Genomic DNA, 19102 nt, shown 5'->3' with positions numbered 1-19102 from the left:
ACAAGATTCCGGGTGGCGATAGTCGCCCCCGGATTCATGCCTCACCTGGCGCGTCTGGTTGAGCGCGCTGTAGGGTGGGCCTGACTCACAAGACACACAAGACTCACAAGATACACACGCGGCACAACACTCACACGAGTCACTGGCGCTCACAAGGAGATCCCGTGAATAACCCCTTCAAGCCGTCGGCAGGCGCGACACCGCCTGAGATCATCGGTCGTGTCGGCGTGCTGGACGAATTCGCCTACGGACTGCGGCTCGGCTCAGGCGCCCCTGGGCTGCTGACCATATTCACCGGCGCGCGGGGAATCGGTAAGACTGTCATGCTCGGTGCAGCGCATGACCTCGCCAGGGAGCAGGGCTGGGCCGTCATCTCGGAGACAGCGACTCGCGGGTTCATGGGCAGGATCGGTGAATCCATGCGCCGCCTGGCTGAAGAACTGGGCGACGGTCCTCCGAGCCGCCGCATCACGGGGGTCGCCGCAGCCGGATTCAGCGTGACAACACAGCTGCCACCTGAGAAGCAGGTCGACTGGCGGATCACCGGTGAAACTCTCCTCAGTCTCCTCGACAAGAACAACACCGGATTGGTGATCACGGTGGATGAGATTCACGCCGCCGATCGGGGAGAGATCGCCCAGCTCGCCGCGAACGTCCAACACTTTATTCAGGACGGCCTACCCATCGGCCTGGTGTTCGCCGGTTTACCGGCGGCCGTGTCCGACCTTCTGAACGAAGGTGTGGCCACGTTCTTACGCCGTGCAGACAAAATTGATCTCCACGCTGCCGCTGTCCGTGATGTTGAGGCGTCTTTCACCCGAACGTTTGCCGACGCTGGGTTCGCGCTTTCTCCCGAACTCGCGCAGCGCGCGGCCGCGGCCACGGGCGGCTACCCATTCCTCATCCAGCTGGTTGGGTACTTCCTGTGGAAGGAATCGGAGCAGGCCACTGCCGAATTGGATGAAGACGCCGTGCAAAGGGCCATTGACGCCGCCCATCGACGCAACGCCCGTACGGTGATCGAAGCCGCGCTCTCGACGGCATCCCGAAAAGACCTGGACTTCCTGCGAGCGATGTCCATCGACGAAGCGCCGAGCGCCGCGGGCGACATCGGCCACCGCCTCGGGGCCAAGCCCAACACGGTGGCCAACTACCGCGGCCGTCTGATTGCCGCTGGACTCATCGAACCTGCAGGCTACGGGCACATCGCCTTCGCGATCCCCGGCCTGCGGGAGCACCTGCGAAGCAGCGTCCCGCGAGGGTGAGCACGAGGGCCCGTCACGTTAGCCCACTGAGCTAGCCCACTGAGCTAGGCAACGGGCGGGTGCTCGGCGACGCAGAAGAGGTTGCCCTCCGGATCGGCCAGGGTCGTCCACTGCACGTGCGGGAATTCGTCGAGGACATCCCACTTGAAGGTGGCACCGAGGCTGAGCAGACGTTCGACCTCTGGCTGTCGTGATCCCCACGGGACGGTCAAGTCGAGGTGTGAACCCTGGTGGTCGGGGCGCGGTCCGGCCTGGGGCTGGAAGAACATGCCAAACCCGCCGGGGAACGCCGGAGGCAGGTAGACGGCGTCGCCTCCTGGGGAGGGCACTGAGCCGGTGACGGATGCCCAGAATTCGGCCAGCGTGGCTGGATCCTGGGCATCCATGTTGATCGCGCCAAGGGTGATTTGAGGAGTCGTCATAGTGGCAACGCTAGCAAGACCCGCTGACGGGCTCACCTGATCCCAGCCTTCGACCCACCACGACCACCAGCACAACGCAATGCCTATCGCGCGAGGAGCTCACAGGGCCCGTTGCGCCAGCCTGTGATGTTGCAGAGTCTCCTTGACCCCATCGACACGGCGGGAGTCAGATGGGACTGCTGGTTGAGAACCACTCTCAGGTGATCCGCTCATGTGACGACCTCTGCCGGTGACCCGCCGATCCCTTTCAGGGCTCCGGAAGGGCGCACTTCGAGCGAATGGGGAATCATGTCTGACCAGAATTTCACCACGACCAGCGCCGGCATTCCGGTAGCCAGCGACGAGCACTCGTTGACGGTTGGCCCTGATGGGCCGATCCTTCTGCACGACCACTACCTCATCGAAAAGATGGCGCAGTTCAATCGGGAACGCGTCCCAGAGCGGCAGCCGCATGCAAAGGGCGCAGGGGCGTTCGGCCATTTCGAGGTGACCCATGATGTCAGCGCATATACCAAGGCTGATCTGTTCCAGCTGGGTCGTAAGACCGAGCTCCTGATCAGGTTCTCCACCGTGGCGGGGGAGCGAGGAAGCCCCGACACGTGGCGCGATCCGCGCGGTTTTGCGATCAAGTTCTACACTGCGTTCGGCAACTACGACATGGTCGGCAATAACACCCCGGTGTTCTTCATGAAGGATCCGATGAAGTTCATGGACTTCATCCGCTCTCAAAAGCGTCGCGCCGATGACAACATGCGTGACAACGACATGCAGTGGGATTACTGGACGCTGTCCCCGGAGTTTGCCCATCAGGTCACCTGGCTGATGGGTGACCGTGGCATCCCGCGCAGCTGGCGCAACATGAACGGCTACTCCAGCCACACCTACATGTGGGTCAATGTCACAGGCGAGAAGTTCTGGGTTCGCTATCACTTCAAGACTGACCAGGGCATCGAGTTCATACCCCAGGCCGAAGCGGATGCCCTGGCCGGCTCAGACGGCGATTACCACACCCGCGATCTGCGCACCGCGATCGATCGAGGTGACTTTCCAACCTGGACGCTGAAAATGCAGATCATGCCATTTGCAGAGGCCAAGGACTATCGATTCAATCCGTTCGACCTGACGAAGGTCATCTCCCAGAAGGACTACCCGCTCATCGAGGTTGGCCGGATGACGCTCGACCGAAATCCTGCTGACTATCACACGGAAATCGAGGAGGCCGCGTTCGACGTGAACAACCTGGTGCCGGGTATCGGCGCCAGCCCAGACCGCATGTTGCAGGCTCGCATCTTCTCGTACGCCGATGCGCACCGCGCCAGGATAGGCACCAACTACAACGAGATTCCGGTCAATACACCGCACGCGGCTGAGGTGCGGTCCTACTCCAAAGATGGGGCGATGCGCCATCACAACCCCGGAGATCCGACCTACGTGCCCAACTCGAAGGGCGGTCCGGTCGCAGACACCGAGCGCTTCGGCGAGGCGGCCGTCTGGTACGCCGACGGTGATCTCGTACGCACCGCAGCGTCACTGCATCGTGAGGACGACGACTGGGGGCAGGCAGGGACGATGGTGCGGGAGGTGCTTGACGATGCTGCACGAGACCGTCTGGTCAACAACATCGTCGGCCATCTGCTCAAGGGGGTAACTGAGCCGGTGCTGGTGCGTGCGTTCGCGTACTGGCGCAACGTCGACCAGGATCTGGGCAACAGGGTTGAGCGGGGCGTGCGTGCAGGAGGGAGCTAGGTAGGCGGCTTCCTCTGGCTCCCAGCCGCACATCGCTGCCATAGTGGAGCGATGATCACCGAACACGCCCTGCTGCCCGTCATCGCCGGCCAGGAGGAACAGTTCGAAGCGGCCTTTTCCCGCGCGCGCCCCATCATCGCGTCGATGCCGGGCTTCAACGGGCTGACTCTGTCGCGGTGCATCGAGCGACCGAACACGTATCTGTTGCTCGTCTCGTGGGCCCGCCTGGAGGACCACACCGAGGGCTTCAGGGGTTCGGCGGAGTACCAGGAGTGGCGCGCACTCCTTCATCCCTTCTACGACCCTTTCCCTGTGGTTGAGCACTTTGACGTTGTGAGCGCCGCGGGACAACCGCTGTGAAATTCCTGATCCTCGGCGGGACGGCCTGGCTTGGCCACGCCGTTGCCACGACCGCCATTGCTGCCGGGCATGATGTGACCTGTCTTGCCCGCGGCAGTGGCGTTCCGGCTGGCGCGGTCTGGGTTCGTGCCGACCGCGACCAGGATGACGCGCTGGCATCCGTCATGTGTGAACGCTGGGACGCGGTGATCGACGTCTCCCGGCAGCCCGGGCAGGTGCGACGCGCTGTGCGGGACCTGGAACCTGTCGCAGAGCGGTACGTTTTCGTCTCCACCGGCAATGTGTACGCCTCCCAGGAGGCACTCGGCCAAGACGAGGATTCGCCTCGACTCGACCCCCTGGACGCCGACGTGATGGCCTCGATGGACGACTACGGCGCCGCGAAGGTGGCCTGCGAGAACGCTGTGCTGGCTGGGTTCAGCGCACGGGCAGTCATTGCCCGCGCGGGGCTCATCGGCGGTCCGGGCGACACGAGCGGGCGAAGCGGATACTGGCCGTGGCGGTTCGCTCATCCCGTCGGAGACGACGGTGCCGTTCTGGTGCCGGATGCGCCGGACCTGCCTACGGGGATCATCGACGTGCGCGACCTGGCCGACTGGCTCGTGCGGATGGCCGAGGGCGGCCAGACAGGCGTGTTCAACGCCATGGGTGCACCCGTTCTCTTCCCTGAGCATGTCGCTGCCGCCAGAGCCGTTGCGGGGCACGAGGGGCCGATCGTGCGTGCGCCGGAAAGCTGGCTCAGCGATCATGGCGTCGGGGAGTGGTCAGGGCCTCGGTCGATGCCGCTCTGGCTCGCCGACCGGTCCTGGTACGGCATGAACGCGCGATCGAATGAGCGCGCTATCGCCGCAGGACTTGTCTTGCGCCCGCTCTCGGATACGCTTGCCGACACTCTGGACTGGGAGAACGCCAGGGCAGGGGCAGGCCCGCATGGCGCGGGGCTTTCCGACAACGAAGAACGTGAACTCCTGGCGAGCTTCTCCGCACTGAGTCACAGCTCTACAGAGTCTTAGCCCTACTGAGTCTTGGTCTTACTGAGTCTGATACCTACTGAGTCATAGCCGCACCGAGTCACAGCCAGAAGGAGACGATGATGAGCCTGGTGACCTGCGACAGCGCGATCTCCGTTGATGGGTATTCGGCCGGGCCGAACCAAAGTCGAGAGAAGCCGTTGGGTGAGGGCGGCGAGCGGCTGCACCGCTGGATGTTCGAGCAACCAGAGCAGAATGCGATGGCGATGGATGCCATTGTCGATGCGGGAGCGTTCATCATGGGGCGCAACATGTTCGGCCCTGGCCGTGGCGACTGGGATACCGATTGGACGGGCTGGTGGGGTGCCGACCCGCCGTATCACACGCCGGTTTTCGTGCTCACGCATCATCGCCGTGAGCCTGTGGTGATGGACGGCGGCACAACGTTCATCTTCGTCACAGAGGGAATCGAGTCTGCGTTGGCGCAGGCGCGAGCCGCAGCGGGGGAGCGGAACGTATCCATCGCTGGCGGTGCGGCGACGGTACGCCAGTTCCTGGTTGCTGGGCTGATCGACCTGCTGCGGCTGCACATCGCACCGGTGGTGCTCGGTGCCGGCGAGCGGCTATTCGACGGCGTCACCGACCTCACGCTGGAGCAAATCGCCTCCACCGGCAGTGACCTCGTGACGCACGTGACCTACCGCGTGCTGCACTAGCCACCCACGATTTTCGCGCCGCTAACCCTTCTTCCGCAGGCGCAGCCGCCTTGCACCGGATGGGCTTTGATCGTCGAGCTCGACGACGTCACTTCGCGACTTCACGAAATCGTAGAACTGGGAGAAACCGAGGGCGCGCTCCTGGAAAGAGGGGTCCATCCGCTGCATCTGCGGCTTCACCTCGGCGGCAAACTGCCACTCGCGGTCGTTTTTCTCCAGCAGCGTCATCGCTCGCACCAGTAGCGCCGTTGCCGCTTTCTGCGCCTTCGACGCGGATGCCGCGGCGTTGTGCGTGCCCGTCGCAGGTGCGGTCGACTCGGTGACGGGGGTCGCGTCCGGGCGCGTGTCAGCGTCGCGGCCGGAGTGCGCGGTCGTTGGCGCGGCCTTGGCCAGGATGGTGGCGGCATCCGTCACGCCCGGCAGGTCGTCGTAGTCTGCGAACTCATCACAGGCGGCCGCAAGCGACGTGCTGGTCGCCCCCGCGACGCCGATGCCCACCACATACTGACCCAGCCGCTTGCAACGTTGCGCCAGCGGAATGTAGTCGGAGTCGCCCGCCACAATCACGACATGGGTGAGGTCAGGAAGCCGGAACACGTCTTCAACCACATCGACGGCCAAACGGATGTCGGCGCCATTCTTCAACGACGTCACCGTGGGAAACAACTGGGTGAGGTCGACGGCCCTGCCGATGAGCTGCCGCTGATACCCGGCGTTCACGGCGGCGGACCAGTCGGCGTACGCACGGCTGATCACGATGGATCCGAAGGACGACGCGTAGTCGAGCACTGCACCGACGTCGACGGTTGCCAGGCGCATCCGCCTGGTGATTTCGGCATCGGCGTCGGGGCTGGAGGCCAGGTGGTCGCGCACCTTGTCCTTGGAGAACTGGTTACGGCCGTGCAGCTGGTTGTAGCGAGAGATCACAATGTTGTCGAAGTCGAGGTACACCGCGACCCTGGCCGATGACTGTTCTGGCATGGTGCTAGCTTTCGTCACGCGCCCAGCAGGCACAAGCCCCCAACGGGGCACAGCCTATGACGGGCGCAGCCGATGACACGAGGGCTGGCCGTTACGGGACGGCTGGCCGTTACGGGACGGCTGGCTGTTACGGGAGATCGGGGCTGGCCAGCTGGATCGACAGGACGGACTGGCCGGCTGTCGACGTATCCCCGCCAATGGCGATGAACCACGCCGTGGCTTCGTCGGTACTGCTGACGAGGCCAGCCAGGAACGGATCGTCTTCCGTTGCCACGTCGCGGTTCATCCAGCCGGATGACTCGAGGACCGTCACGATCTCGGTTGCGGCGCGAACGGCGTCCACCGACGGGTCAAGCGTGATGGTGCGGAGGATTCCGAAGTAGCGCCCGTCGCCCTCTGTCTTGTCGACCACCTGCGAATGATCGTCGACGTTGACGACGAGTGCGGGATCGATCAGGGCCTGGACGGCCGCCGCGATGCGGGCCGACTCTGCACTGATTGATGCTTCGGTGAGTTCGGCCGGCACGATGGCCGTCACCGATGACACCACGGTGGCTGTCGGTGTCGGTGCAGCGGTGGCTGTCTCTGGCGCCGCAGTGCTGGATGCTGCGGTGTCGCCGTCGCCGTCGCCAGCCGTGCAGCCGGTCAGGGCGAGTGCGCCCGCGAGTAGTACTGTCGCAGCCGCAAATCTCATGCTGCAAGTGTATGGGCCGGCATCTGTGAGCTGCCCGGTGCCTGCGGGCTGCGTCTGCGGACTGCGACTGCGGGATTCGACTGCGGGCGGCGATCAGCGGATGTCGGTGGCTGGCCCTAGCGTTGCATTCATCAACTCACTGCGCTCGTGCCGAGAACAAGGAGCATGACCATGAAGGTCTTAGTGGCAACGGGCGCGACGCAAGGCAGCAGGCGCACCGATTTCAACGGGTGTGTCGAGGGTGAATTCGTGTGGATGCTCGATCCATGTCCACGCAGTGAGCGAGAACCAGACGGGCCGTGCGGCTGTGGCCGTGCGTTCTCGGGGATGAGCTCGCACCGGCAGACGACAACGGCCGTCGTTCGCGATGTCGACTGGCTCACACGTGAGACGTACACGGATGCGCTCCGAGCCTGCTTCGACGCGCTCGGCTGGTGTTCCTGCTGCACCCGGCACTCCATCGAGGCAATGATCGATGAACTCTTGGTCTTTGGCTCTGTCATTCCCGTTGGCACGGTCATCGAGCGCAGGCTGGGGGCGCTGAGCCCGCGTAAACACCCTCCAGCCCAGCGTGGGCATGCCAGCGACCGTCACGCGTGACCGTCGAACCCAGCCCAGGCGAATCTGGTCCTGATGGGGGGAAAGCGGTTTAATGACGCTACGACCGTGGGCATCCTGGTCTGTCTCGCACGTGATCCCTGGGGGAACCATGGCCGCATCGGAACAGACGGAGATCGAGCGAAAGTACGAGCCGAGCCCGCATGCGTCGCCTCCTGATTTCACCGCCATCGACGGGATCGTGGCCGTGGATGTGGGCGACCCCGTCACGTTGACGGCTGTCTACTTCGATACTGACGCATTCGACCTGGCCGCCAACGGCATCGCCCTGCGCAGGCGTGTGGGCGGTGGAGACGAGGGTTGGCACCTGAAGATGGCCGTTCCGGAGGGGAACGCAGAATCCCACTGGCCGCTGACACTCGATCTGGACGACCCCGGCGAGGTGCCGCCCGACGTTCTCGAACCCGTTCGAGCGATCGTGCGCGACCGCCCTGTCACGCCGATTGCCCGGATCGAGACGGTACGCGCAGCGACCCTGCTGCGTGACGCACAGGGGATCGCCATCGCCGAATTCGCCGATGACACCGTCTCTGCGCTGGACGTGCGGCGTGGACGGCCGCGCTCGTGGCGGGAGTGGGAGGTGGAACTCCTGCCAGGGGCGCCGCAGAGCGCCGCGGGGCAGGAAGCATTCTTTGGCGCCATCGAGGCGCTGCTCACCGCGGCCGGCGCTCATCCGTCGAAGAGCCACTCGAAGCTGGCGCACTCCCTCGGATTCACCTCACTTCAGGAACGAAGCGCGCCGGCGCACGGTCACCACGAGCGGCTGGACAAGATGGGGTCGACGAGTGCGGCGTCCGTTGTTGTGACGGCCCTGCGACAGCTGGTGGTGGCGCTGCACGAGACTGACCCCGTCGTGCGCGTTGGCGGCCATGACTCGGTGCACACCATGCGCCGCATCACCCGGAAGCTTCGTAGCGTCCTGGCCAGCTACCGTCGACTGTTCGCACAGGAGCCGGTCGACCGGCTGCGGTCCGAACTGCGCTGGTTGGGGCGTGCCCTTGGCGAGGCGCGTGACGCCGAGGTTCGCCGCGGGCGCGCTGCGCAGGAGCTTGACGCGCTGCCGGTGGCGGACGCAGCCGCGTGGCGACGCCTCGTCGAGGCTGACCGTCAGGCATACGCGCACGCCCTGGACAACGTGCGAACCGAGATGCTGGGGGAACGATATCTCGGCCTGCTCGACGAACTCGACGCTTTCGCCGCGCGACCACCGCTTCGTCATCGCGCGTCGCGCCCAGCGAGAAAAGTCGTCACGGCGTCCGTACGAAAACAGATCAGGCAACTGCAGAAGCGAGCGGATGCCGCGCAAGCGTCAGACATCGACCGTGAGATCGCCCTTCACGACGCCCGCAAATCCGCCAGGCGACTGCGCTATTCGATTGTGGCGCTCTCCGATGGTGGCGGCTGGCGACCGGGCAAGCGGCTTCGAGCAATTGCGGCCGCCGCGAAACCGGTGGTGGCCTCGCTTGGGGCGCACCGCGACCGGCTCCTCTTCGCCGAGCGCGTGACGGTAGCAGCGCGCGAGGCCAGGGCGGCAGGCGAAGACACCTTCGTCTACGGGCTGATCCTCGGGGGTATGAATGAGCGTGCGCGTTCCGGGGGAGACGCCGTACTCGTCGAACTGAACGAGGCCGAAGGCGTCATTTCCGGGCTGGCAGAGAAGTCTTGACCCCGTCCGCTGGGATCGCGGTAACGCCAGGTGATTGCCCGTCCAGGTGATTTCGCCACCCACTCGATGCCTCGCCCTACCGATGCCTGCGACACCGGGGTACCGTCAAAGGCGATACCCACGATCGAACGCGGCAACCGGACCCCCCAGGAGCGCGTTGGGGGAGGCGACATGTCACGTGCCCAGGCGCAGCGCGGAGGTTGCCCGTGGCTGTTCACGGTCCTCTGCGCTCTCGTGGCCGCGCTGCTGGCGGGAGCCATCGCCGTTGCCGCCCCTGTTTCCGCTGCGCAGGCAGACGACCAGATGGCAGGCGACCAGACGGCAGACGACCAGACAGCAGGCGACCAGATCAGCATCTGGCCGAGCGGACTGCCGCAGTTCATCGACTCCGGTGACCGGGATTCCGTCGAGGTCGGCCTCAAATTCCAATCGACGATTGCCGGTGTGGTCACCGGCATCCGCTTCTATAAGAGTTCCATCAACACCGGAATTCACTCCGGCAGCCTCTGGAGTGCCTCTGGCGAACGCCTGGCGCGTGTCACGTTCACGGCCGAGACCGAAAGTGGCTGGCAATCAGCGGCATTCGACACGGCGATCATCATCAGACCCAACACGACGTACATTGCCTCGTATTTCGCCCCGGAAGGCGGTTTCTCCCTCGACCCGAACTACTTCTCGACGGCGTCGTACACGAGCGGACCCCTGACGGCGCTGCAGGACGGTGTGGATGGCTCCAACGGCGTGTATCGCTACGGCGGCCAGTCCGGGTTTCCTTCCTACCCGTCTGCCAGTGCCAACTACTGGGTCGATGTGCTCTTCTCAGCGTCGGTGCCTGCGCTGCCCACGCCGACTGAGACGGAGACCAACATGCCTGACCCCGATCTGTCGGCGGCTGCACCTGACTCGCCGTCCTCCAGGCAGTCGGTGCGTGCCTTTGACTCTGCGAACATGATCGCCGACGACGCCTGGTTCCAGCAGGCTTATTCGGCTGGTTTCCGCCTTTATGTGATGCACTCAACGCGTTGGGGCACCTGCCTGCCGTGGGATCGCGCGGAGGAGCAGTTGCAGATGGCCATCGATGCCGGGCTGAAAGTGGCTGTGTACACCCGTGATCCGCGCTGCTGGCGGGGCGGTATTGAGGCCGCAGGCCCGTTTGCGTCCCGGCTGCAGTTCTTTGCGCTCGACGCCGAAACCGGGGGAGTGCCCGTGACGCGAGAGATGATCGAAGGCGTGCAGGCCATGGGAGTGCGCCCGGTTATCTATACCGGTTCTGGAATGTGGTCGAAGCTGCAGGGGGCGTCTGTCAACGACTTTTCTGACATACCGCTCTGGGACGGCAGCACGGCCCACGTCACCATCAATGGTTGGCAGGCCGACTTCCTGGCCCCGCCGCCCATGAGGTACGCCGGCTGGAATACGCCAACGACCATGCGCATCGGCGTGCAGCAACATATGGAATTCCAGCTGAACGGCGTGTACGTCGACCTGAACTCGTTTGACGCTGCTTTCCTGACCGTCCCCTGACGGCACCTCAGCGACAGGCCACTCAGTAGGCTGGGACAATGCGCAGAATTCTTGTCCTCAACGGCCCGAACCTCGGGCGTCTCGGCAGCCGTGAACCGGATGTCTACGGGTCAGCAGACCTGGACTCACTGCGGACCTATCTCTCGGCTGAAGCTCCGGATGACGTCGAGATTGACCTCCGCCAGACCGACGACGAGGGCGAGCTCATCCACTGGCTGCACGCGGCCGTCGACGCCACGGTTCCGGTCATCCTGAACCCGGCAGCATTCACGCACTACAGCTACGCGCTGCGGGATGCCGCGGCCATGGTGACCAAGGCGGGTATCCCGCTCATCGAGGTGCACATCTCCAACCCGCACGCCAGGGAGTCGTTCAGGCACACCAGTGTGATCAGCGCGATCGCGACGGGTGTCATCGCCGGATTCGGTTTCGACTCCTACCGTCTGGCTCTCGACTACGTCGTGCGGCTCCCCACGCTTTCCGCCTGATTCGTCGCCGTATCAGGCGTCCAGCGCGTCGTTGCCACTTTGGCTCCCAGCCGTGCGGCAACTACACTCGTTTGAGGTCGTTTCTGACCATATTCTTTCCCAATCGAATGGATCACCCTTTCATGGCATCTACCGCCGACATCAAAAATGGCGTCGTACTGAAGATTGACGGCCAGCTCTGGACCGTCATCGAGTTCCAGCACGTGAAGCCGGGCAAGGGCGGCGCTTTCGTCCGCACCAAGCTGAAGAACGTTGTCAGCGGCAAGACCGTTGACCGCACGTACAACGCTGGCGCAAAGATCGAGACCGAGAACGTCGATCGTCGCGACTACCAGTACCTGTACGCCGATGGTGACTCGTACGTATTCATGGACGTCTCCGACTACGACCAGCTGTCGGTTCCCGAAGCCGTCGTCGGCGACGCAGCCAACTTCATGCTCGAGAACCAGATGGTCACCGTTGCGCTGAACGACGGCAACCCGCTCTACGTCGAGCTGCCGGCATCCGTCGTGCTGGAGATCACCTACACGGAGCCAGGCCTGCAGGGCGACCGCTCAACGGGTGGCACCAAGCCTGCGACGGTTGAAACCGGCTACCAGATCCAGGTGCCGTTGTTCCTCGAGACCGGAACGAAGGTCAAGGTTGACACCCGCACCGGTGACTACCTCGGCCGCGTCAACTAGTGAGCGCCCGTACTAAAGCACGCAAGCGTGCGCTGGACATCCTGTACGCAGCTGATGTGCGTCAGATCACCGTTGCGCAGTCCCTCGCGATTGAGGCTGAGCGCGCTGCGAGCGAACCTGCTCGTGCCGCGTCCTGGCTCTATGCTCGCGAGATCGTCGACGGGGTCGTAGACCACGCCGAGGAGATCGACGAGCTGATCACCACGTATTCGCAGGGCTGGACCCTGTCGCGTATGCCCGTTGTCGACCGCGCGATCCTGCGCATCGGCATCTGGGAGATTCTCTTCAACGATGCAGTGCCGCACGCGGTCGCCATCGATGAAGCCGTCGAGTCCGCCAAGACGCTGTCGACCGATGACTCTGCCGGTTTCATCAACGGATTGCTCGGCCGCATCGCGCAGACAGCTCCGTCGTCATAACAACCAGCACCACGCACTAGCCCAGCACTACGAACACCCCGAAGGCGTACCGATCATGGCTCACTCGTCCAGCACCTCCCGTCGAATCTGGTCGAGTGCGGCCGCGATCGCGCTCGTCTCCGTCGTAACCCTGGGCCTGGCTGCCTGTGCACCGGAACCCAGTGCTCCCAACAGCGCGGTGACCGGTGCAGACCTGCCCGTCGCCACCGGAACCGTCGGTGCCGCGCACCTCGACGACGGGTACCTGCAGGTGGGCACCGGCGCGAAGGTCGTCGACGTGTACATCGACCTGATGTGCCCGATCTGCGGTGTGTTCGAAGAGACCAACGGTGCGAACCTCACCGAGCTCGTGGATTCGGGCGAGATCACGCAGCGTATTCACCCGATGAACTTCCTCAACCGCGCATCGAACGGCACCGACTACTCCAGCCGTGCCGCCTCGGCACTGACCTGCGTTGCAGCATCAGACGAGAAGCTGGTGCTCCCGTACCTGTCTGCCCTGTTCGCCGACCAGCCCAAAGAGAACTCTGACGGACTGACCGACGCCGAGCTCATCTCGCTTGCCGAGAAAGTCGGGGCAACGGATGTCGCCGATTGCGTCAACGCCGGAACCTACATCACCTGGGTGCAGAGCGTGAACGACAAGGCGCTCTCCGGCCCCATCGAGGGCGCGGACATCGAAGCCGTCAAGGGCACTCCGACCGTGCTCGTCGACGGCATCAGCTACACGGGCGCCGTCAACGACGCCTCGGCACTCACGGAGTTCATCGCCGCCAACTAGGCGATGTAGAGGACTACCCGCGCGGCACCACAAAGGCGCTGAGCCTGGCATCCTGGCCATCGAGTTCCGCCCACGGCTTCTGCACCTCGAAGACAGCGAACGCGCTGGTGGGGAAGTGCCCGGTCGCCTGTTGGTAGGCATCCGGGTCTGAATCACGTGACGCCAGGTGCAGCGCGAGTTCCAGCACGCCCGGCATGTGAGCGACCAGCATGAGCGTGTTCACCGCATCCGGCACGTGATTGATGGCCAGGAGCAGCTGCAGGGCAGAGGCCGCATACAGGGTGTCGTCTGGCTGGGGGACCGGCGCATTCTCGCCCAGTTCGCTGCAGACCAACTCTGCGGTCTGCCTGGTGCGGACGGCCGATGAACACAGGATGGCATCGGGAACAAGGTTGTGGGCTTTCAGCCACCTCCCGGCGTCTGGGGCGTCACGTCGCCCGCGCTCGTTCACGGGGCGCTCGTGGTCTGGCACGCCATCCGGCCAGGCCGACTTCGCGTGCCGCATGATCACCAGGCGCGTGCCGAAGGGTTCCGCCCGCTGCTCGTCGATGAGTTTCGTCCGCTGCTCGTCCATGGGTTTCGTCCGCTGCTCGTCCATTCGCTCAACCATGGGGACAGCCTATGCACTCTCATCGGCCAGGGGTGGAGCCCGTTGTCGGGCGCACTCCGAAGGATTAACGTCGGCACTAACGCACGTACGACGAGGTGCGAAGGAGTCGTCATGTCCGATCTCGATGTGTCACAGGGCCCGAACCAGAAGCAGGATCCACCTCCTCATGAACTGCAGGCCGATGGAATCACGGCCGCAGGATCGATTGTCATGGCGGTCGCCGGCAGCGCACCGGCGTACTCCATCGCCGCGACGACTGCCACCCTCGTGGCCGTGGCCGGCCTCGCCAGCCCGGCCGCACTCCTCTGGTGCGCGATTCCCATGCTGGGGATCGCATGGGCCTTCGCCTATTTGGGCAGGGCGGATGTCAACGCTGGCGCCGCGTACTCGTGGGTCGGCCGTGCGCTCCATCCGATTCTGGGCTTCTTGTCCGGCTGGGCCCTTGTCGTCTCAGCGACCATCTTCATGGTGGCTGGCGCGCTGCCCGCCGGCGTGATGACAGTTGCCCTGTTCAGTCCGGAGAACACCGAGAATGTGTTGCTCGTGACTGTGATCGGCGCAGTCTGGTTCCTCATCATGGCCACCTGCGTGCTCGTCGGAGTGCGGATCACCGCCAGGGCGCAGTGGATCATGTCGACCGTCGAGGTTGCCATCCTGGTGATCTTCGCCGTCGCAGCGATCATTCATGCCATGACCCAGGAACACGCCGGACCGTCGTTCTCCTGGGAGTGGTTCGGCTTCGGCAACTTCACCGGCACGGGCGCATTTGTGGCTGCCGCGCTCGTCGCAGCGTTCTACTACTGGGGTTGGGATGTCGCGGCCAACCTGAACGAGGAAACGAAAAACGGCAGGAAGGCGTCGGGAATCGGAGGGATCGTCGGTGTGGCCATCGTCTTCATCCTGTTCGAGATCTTCACCATCGCCACCCTCGTCATCCTGCCAACCGAAACGATCGACGCGAACAGCGGCAATGTGCTTGGGGTGCTTGGCGACGCAGTCTGGCCGGGTCTCGGCGGCAAGATCCTCATCGTCGCGGTGATGCTGTCGACCATCGCAACCCTGGAGACGACGCTGATCCAGGTGACCCGTACCCTGTTCGCAATGGGCAGGGATCACACCATCCCCACCGCCTTCGGACACGCGCACCCGAAGTGGCGCACGCCGGCCTTTGCCACACTCGTTGTCGCAGGGGTCTCTGTCGTCCTGTTCATCGGGTCGAACTTCCTGGGCAGCGTCGGCGAGATCCTGAGCAATGCCATCAGCTCGATCGGGCTGCAGATCGCCTTCTACTATGCGCTGGCCGGCATCGCCGTGGTCGTCGCGTATCGCAAGATCATCTTCTCGTCGGTGAAGAACTTCATCTTCATCGGCTTGTGGCCAGGCCTTGGCGCGCTGTTCATGGTGTGGATCTTCTTCGTCTCAATCCCGTCACTTGACACCATCGTGGTGATCATCGGTATCGGAGCTCTTGCCCTCGGGATCATTCCGATGATCCTGTTCTGGAAGAAGGGGGCGGCGTACTTCGCCAGGCGACCGCTCGAATTGCCTGATGAGCTGGATGCGACGGCGCCGGAAGACATCGACATGGACGCACCGTAGGGGTTCGCCCTGCTAAGCTTCTGGGGTACTTAGACATCCTTTAAAAGCCGTCCTGTGAGACGGGGAAGGAGGTCGGTTTTTTATGGCGCGAATCGTGCTGCAACAAGCTGACATCACCCGCGCGTTGACTCGGATTTCCCACGAGATCCTGGAGTCCAATCGGGGACCAGACAATCTCGTCATTCTCGGCATCCCAACCAGGGGCATCCTGCTCGCGCAGCGCATCGCCGACAGCATCCGTCGCATTGAGCCGACAGCCACCTCCATCGGTGTTGGCACGCTCGACGTCACGATGTACCGCGATGACCTCGCCCGCACCCGCACCCGCACGCCGTCGCCGACGCAGATTCCCGGCAGCATCGATGGCAAGACCGTGGTGCTGGTCGATGACGTTCTCTACTCAGGGCGCACGATCAGGTCAGCGCTCGACGCGCTCGGTGACCACGGCCGACCGAGTGTCGTTCGCCTGGCCGTTTTGGTCGATCGCGGGCACCGCGAGCTGCCCATTCGAGCCGACTTCGTGGGCAAGAACCTGCCGAGTTCGGCCTCAGAACGCATCAATGTGCATCTCACCGAGATCGACGGTGACGAATTCGTGAGCATCGAAGACACGGGTACCGGCACCGAGAGCGCTGCAGGCGCCATGACCAGCGCCACTGACGGCGGTGCCTTCTGATGCGCCACCTGCTGTCCACCAAGGAGCTCTCCCGCGACGCCGCCATCAACCTGCTCGACATTGCGGAAGATATGGCGGATGTCTCCACTCGCGAGGTGAAGAAACTCCCCACCCTGCGCGGGAAGACCGTGGTGAACCTCTTCTTCGAGGATTCCACCCGCACCCGCATCTCGTTCGAGGCCGCTGCCAAGCGCCTCTCGGCCGATGTCATCAACTTCAGCGCAAAAGGGTCAAGCGTCTCAAAGGGCGAGAGCCTGAAAGACACCGCGCAAACGCTGGCCGCGATGGGGGCCGATGGTGTCGTCATCCGTCACCATGCCTCTGGCGCACCCCTCGTGCTCGCGGAGAGTGGCTGGATCGATGCCGGCATCATCAACGCTGGTGACGGCACGCACGAGCACCCGACACAGGCTCTGCTCGACGCCTTCACCATTCGCCGCCGCCTGCACGGTGCCGCATCACGTGGCAAAGACCTCGACGGCGTCACGGTGACGATCGTGGGCGACATCCTGCACTCGCGCGTCGCGCGCTCCAACCTGTGGCTGCTGAACACGCTCGGCGCTGCCGTCACCTTCGTCGCCCCGCCGACCCTCGTGCCCGCCGACACGTCGGCCTGGCCGGCCACGATCAGGTTCGATCTGGACGACGCCATCGACGCCCAGCCTGACGTCATCATGATGCTGCGCATTCAGACCGAACGGATGCACGCAGCGTTCTTCCCGAACAGCCGCGAATACGCCAGGCGCTGGGGACTCGACGATGCACGTTTCGCGCGGCTCAGGCCGGATAACATTGTGATGCACCCAGGGCCCATGAACCGTGGCCTGGAAATTTCTTCGACCGCGGCCGACTCGGCCCAGTCGAGTGTGCGAGAACAGGTCACAAACGGAGTGTCTGTACGGATGGCGGCGCTGTACCTGCTGCTCTCCGGTGACCGGGAGGATTCATAATTGTCGACTGAACGATATGTCATCAGGGGCGCAACGCTGCCCAGCGGCGAGCGTGCCGATATCCTCATCGCCGACGGTCGCATTGCCGATCTGGGCAGAAGCGTGACGGATGCCGGCGCACAGGTCATCGATGCAGACGGACTCATTGCCCTGCCAGGGCTCGTTGACCTGCACACGCACCTGCGGGAGCCGGGCTTTGAGCAGAGCGAGACGGTGCTGACCGGAAGCCAGGCCGCAGCGGCCGGTGGATTCACCAGCGTCTTCGCGATGGCCAACACCTCTCCCGTGCAGGACACAGCCGGCGTTGTTGAGCAGGTCCTCACCCTGGGGGAGTCCGCCGGCTACGTTCGCGTCCAGCCCATCGGCGCCGTCACCGTCGGGCTTGCAGGCAAGCAGCTCGCCGAACTCGGTGCCATGGCAGCGAGCCGCGCCCAGGTTCGGGTCTTCTCCGATGACGGCTTCTGTGTCTCAGACCCGCTGCTCATGCGCCGCGCGCTCGAGTACGTGAAGTCATTCGACGGTGTCGTCGCCCAGCACGCCCAGGAGCCGCGCCTCACCGAAGGCGCCCAGATGAACGAGGGCGCTCTCTCCGCGGAGTTGGGCCTGACCGGCTGGCCGGCCGTCGCCGAAGAATCGATCATCGCCCGCGATGTGCTGCTGGCCGAGCACGTCGGCTCCCGCCTGCACGTGTGCCACGTCTCAACGGCCGGCTCGGTCGACGTGGTGCGCTGGGCCAAGGCGCGAGGCATCAACGTCACCGCAGAGGTCACGCCGCACCACCTTCTTCTCACAGAAGAACTCGTCTCCGGCTACGACGCCCGCTACAAGGTCAACCCGCCGCTCCGCCGCAGGGAAGACACCGAAGCGTTGCGCGCCGGCCTGGCCGACGGCACCATCGACATCGTTGCCACCGACCACGCACCGCACCCCATCGAAGCCAAGGACTGCGAGTGGGATGCCGCGGCCAACGGAATGGTCGGCCTCGAATCAGCCCTTTCCGTCGTGCACGCCTCCACCGTTGCCAACGGCCTGCTCGGCTGGGCCGATGTCGCCCGTGTGCTCTCGCACACGCCCGCACGAATCGGTCGCATCACGAACCAGGGCCAGCCCATCGAGATCGGCGCCCCCGCAGAGCTCACGCTCTACGACCCGTCGGCCTCGCGGGTCTTCGGCCAGAACGACCTCGCGGGCAAGGGCGTGAACTCGCCCTATCTCAGCATGACGCTGCCCGGCCGCATCGTGGCCACATTCCACCACGGCTATGCGACAGTGCTCGACGGACAGCTGCGCGACGCTGCAACGGTTCAGGCCGCTGCACGTGACGCCGCCGCACGTGACGCCGCTGGCGCAGCCGAGCGGAGCCCGGTGATAACCCATGGATAGGACAGTCCCCGCCGTCATCGTCGTTGTCGTCCTCCTTGGCGTCCTGCTGCTCATGGCGCGCAGCTGGCGCAAGCGCAGCGCCAGGGATTCCACCCTGGCCGCCGGCTACGAGTTTCCTCCAGCCGGCGAAGCGGATGCCGCATCCGTCGTCACCGCTGCCCCGGTGTTCTACGTGGCGACCACACCGCGCAACGTGCCGCTCGAACGCCTGGCCATCCGCGGCCTCGGCTTCCGGGCGCGCGGCGTGCTCATGGTGCGCACCGACGGAGTTGTGCTCGAGCTGAACGGTGAACAGCCGGTCTTCCTGCCGAGCGCTGCGCTTGAGGTGCTGGCCAAGGCCACCTTCGCCATTGACCGTGGCGTTGAGACCGACGGACTGACTGTTCTCGGCTGGCGCCTGGCCGGGTCTTCCCCCACCCCGTCGACCACCTCGGTCGACAGTTACTTCCGCATCGTCGACCAGGCAGACCGTGCCCGTGTCATCGACGCGATCCGTTCCATTGCTCCAGGGGTTATCGACCCAACTGGCACCACCGAAAGTGAGGCGTAG

General features: G+C 64.4%; 21 protein-coding genes. 17 read left to right on the top strand and 4 right to left on the bottom strand.

Annotated elements, in window-relative coordinates:
* Positions 1-164: 164 nt before the first annotated feature.
* Positions 165-1265, top strand: coding sequence for an ATP-binding protein (locus AC25Y4_RS04940; RefSeq protein WP_488119245.1), 1101 nt, complete (start codon positions 165-167; stop codon positions 1263-1265).
* 44 nt (positions 1266-1309) lie between these two features.
* On the opposite strand, the gene AC25Y4_RS04935 is transcribed toward AC25Y4_RS04940, so the two are convergent.
* On the bottom strand, positions 1310-1687 hold the full coding sequence (locus AC25Y4_RS04935) for a VOC family protein (RefSeq protein WP_488119244.1): 378 nt from the start codon (positions 1685-1687) through the stop codon (positions 1310-1312).
* Between the two features lie 288 nt (positions 1688-1975).
* Between AC25Y4_RS04935 and AC25Y4_RS04930 the strand changes: the two genes are divergently transcribed.
* From AC25Y4_RS04930 to AC25Y4_RS04915, 4 genes are all read left to right on the top strand, one after another.
* Positions 1976-3433: a catalase gene (locus tag AC25Y4_RS04930; RefSeq protein ID WP_488119243.1), complete on the top strand. Its 1458-nt coding sequence runs from the start codon at positions 1976-1978 to the stop codon at positions 3431-3433.
* Positions 3434-3484: 51 nt separating this feature from the next.
* Positions 3485-3793 carry an antibiotic biosynthesis monooxygenase family protein gene (locus tag AC25Y4_RS04925; RefSeq protein WP_488119242.1) on the top strand — a complete coding sequence of 103 codons (309 nt, stop codon included), beginning with the start codon at positions 3485-3487 and terminating at the stop codon, positions 3791-3793.
* The gene (locus AC25Y4_RS04920) at positions 3790-4806 is read left to right on the top strand and encodes a Rossmann-fold NAD(P)-binding domain-containing protein (protein WP_488119241.1); all 1017 of its coding nucleotides are present in this window, start codon (positions 3790-3792) and stop codon (positions 4804-4806) included. The genes AC25Y4_RS04925 and AC25Y4_RS04920 overlap by 4 nt, the downstream gene beginning before the upstream one ends.
* An 80-nt stretch (positions 4807-4886) precedes the next feature.
* The gene (locus AC25Y4_RS04915) at positions 4887-5480 is read left to right on the top strand and encodes a dihydrofolate reductase family protein (protein ID WP_488119240.1); all 594 of its coding nucleotides are present in this window, start codon (positions 4887-4889) and stop codon (positions 5478-5480) included.
* Positions 5481-5501: 21 nt separating this feature from the next.
* Here AC25Y4_RS04915 and AC25Y4_RS04910 read toward each other — a convergent pair whose 3' ends face one another.
* Both AC25Y4_RS04910 and AC25Y4_RS04905 read right to left on the bottom strand, forming a co-directional pair.
* The gene (locus AC25Y4_RS04910; RefSeq protein WP_488119239.1) at positions 5502-6461 is read right to left on the bottom strand and encodes an NYN domain-containing protein; all 960 of its coding nucleotides are present in this window, start codon (positions 6459-6461) and stop codon (positions 5502-5504) included.
* A 127-nt stretch (positions 6462-6588) separates the two neighbouring features.
* Positions 6589-7155 (bottom strand): hypothetical protein, encoded by a 567-nt coding sequence (locus tag AC25Y4_RS04905; RefSeq protein WP_488119238.1) that lies wholly within the window; start codon positions 7153-7155, stop codon positions 6589-6591.
* A gap of 171 nt (positions 7156-7326) precedes the next feature.
* On the opposite strand from AC25Y4_RS04905, the gene AC25Y4_RS04900 reads away from it, so the two are divergent.
* The 7 genes from AC25Y4_RS04900 to AC25Y4_RS04870 all read left to right on the top strand — a co-directional run bounded on the left by AC25Y4_RS04900 (position 7327) and on the right by AC25Y4_RS04870 (position 13334).
* Entirely contained in the window at positions 7327-7755 is a 429-nt protein-coding gene (locus AC25Y4_RS04900) for a DUF7715 family protein (protein ID WP_488119237.1), read from the top strand.
* A 52-nt stretch (positions 7756-7807) separates the two neighbouring features.
* A complete protein-coding gene (locus AC25Y4_RS04895) occupies positions 7808-9439 on the top strand; it encodes a CYTH and CHAD domain-containing protein (protein WP_488119236.1) in 1632 nt (543 codons plus the stop codon).
* Between the two features lie 171 nt (positions 9440-9610).
* Positions 9611-10963 (top strand): DUF4082 domain-containing protein, encoded by a 1353-nt coding sequence (locus tag AC25Y4_RS04890; RefSeq protein WP_488119235.1) that lies wholly within the window; start codon positions 9611-9613, stop codon positions 10961-10963.
* A 38-nt stretch (positions 10964-11001) separates the two neighbouring features.
* A complete protein-coding gene (aroQ, locus tag AC25Y4_RS04885) occupies positions 11002-11451 on the top strand; it encodes a type II 3-dehydroquinate dehydratase (protein ID WP_488119234.1) in 450 nt (149 codons plus the stop codon).
* A 122-nt stretch (positions 11452-11573) separates the two neighbouring features.
* Positions 11574-12134, top strand: coding sequence for an elongation factor P (gene efp, locus AC25Y4_RS04880; RefSeq protein ID WP_488119233.1), 561 nt, complete (start codon positions 11574-11576; stop codon positions 12132-12134).
* The gene (gene nusB / locus AC25Y4_RS04875; protein ID WP_488119232.1) at positions 12134-12553 is read left to right on the top strand and encodes a transcription antitermination factor NusB; all 420 of its coding nucleotides are present in this window, start codon (positions 12134-12136) and stop codon (positions 12551-12553) included. Before efp ends, nusB begins: the two co-directional genes overlap by 1 nt.
* A 55-nt stretch (positions 12554-12608) precedes the next feature.
* Positions 12609-13334, top strand: a complete 726-nt coding sequence (locus AC25Y4_RS04870) for a DsbA family protein (protein ID WP_488119231.1) — start codon at positions 12609-12611, stop codon at positions 13332-13334.
* Between the two features lie 13 nt (positions 13335-13347).
* Here AC25Y4_RS04870 and AC25Y4_RS04865 read toward each other — a convergent pair whose 3' ends face one another.
* Complete coding sequence (locus tag AC25Y4_RS04865; RefSeq protein WP_488119529.1) at positions 13348-13908, bottom strand: SixA phosphatase family protein; 561 nt, start codon at positions 13906-13908, stop codon at positions 13348-13350.
* Positions 13909-14055: 147 nt separating this feature from the next.
* Here AC25Y4_RS04865 and AC25Y4_RS04860 point away from each other — a divergent pair, with 147 nt between their 5' ends.
* The 5 genes from AC25Y4_RS04860 (at position 14056) to AC25Y4_RS04840 (ending at position 19102) form a co-directional block, all read left to right on the top strand.
* Positions 14056-15543 carry an APC family permease gene (locus AC25Y4_RS04860; protein ID WP_488119230.1) on the top strand — a complete coding sequence of 496 codons (1488 nt, stop codon included), beginning with the start codon at positions 14056-14058 and terminating at the stop codon, positions 15541-15543.
* A gap of 82 nt (positions 15544-15625) precedes the next feature.
* Positions 15626-16219 carry a bifunctional pyr operon transcriptional regulator/uracil phosphoribosyltransferase PyrR gene (gene pyrR, locus AC25Y4_RS04855; protein WP_488119229.1) on the top strand — a complete coding sequence of 198 codons (594 nt, stop codon included), beginning with the start codon at positions 15626-15628 and terminating at the stop codon, positions 16217-16219.
* A complete protein-coding gene (locus AC25Y4_RS04850) occupies positions 16219-17169 on the top strand; it encodes an aspartate carbamoyltransferase catalytic subunit (RefSeq protein WP_488119228.1) in 951 nt (316 codons plus the stop codon). The genes pyrR and AC25Y4_RS04850 overlap by 1 nt, the downstream gene beginning before the upstream one ends.
* Positions 17170-18552 carry a dihydroorotase gene (locus AC25Y4_RS04845; RefSeq protein ID WP_488119227.1) on the top strand — a complete coding sequence of 461 codons (1383 nt, stop codon included), beginning with the start codon at positions 17170-17172 and terminating at the stop codon, positions 18550-18552.
* Positions 18545-19102 (top strand): PH-like domain-containing protein, encoded by a 558-nt coding sequence (locus AC25Y4_RS04840; RefSeq protein WP_488119226.1) that lies wholly within the window; start codon positions 18545-18547, stop codon positions 19100-19102. The genes AC25Y4_RS04845 and AC25Y4_RS04840 overlap by 8 nt, the downstream gene beginning before the upstream one ends.

It is taken from the genome of Leifsonia sp. Y878 (assembly GCF_057669685.1).
This window is presented reverse-complemented; position numbering and strand designations above follow the sequence as displayed.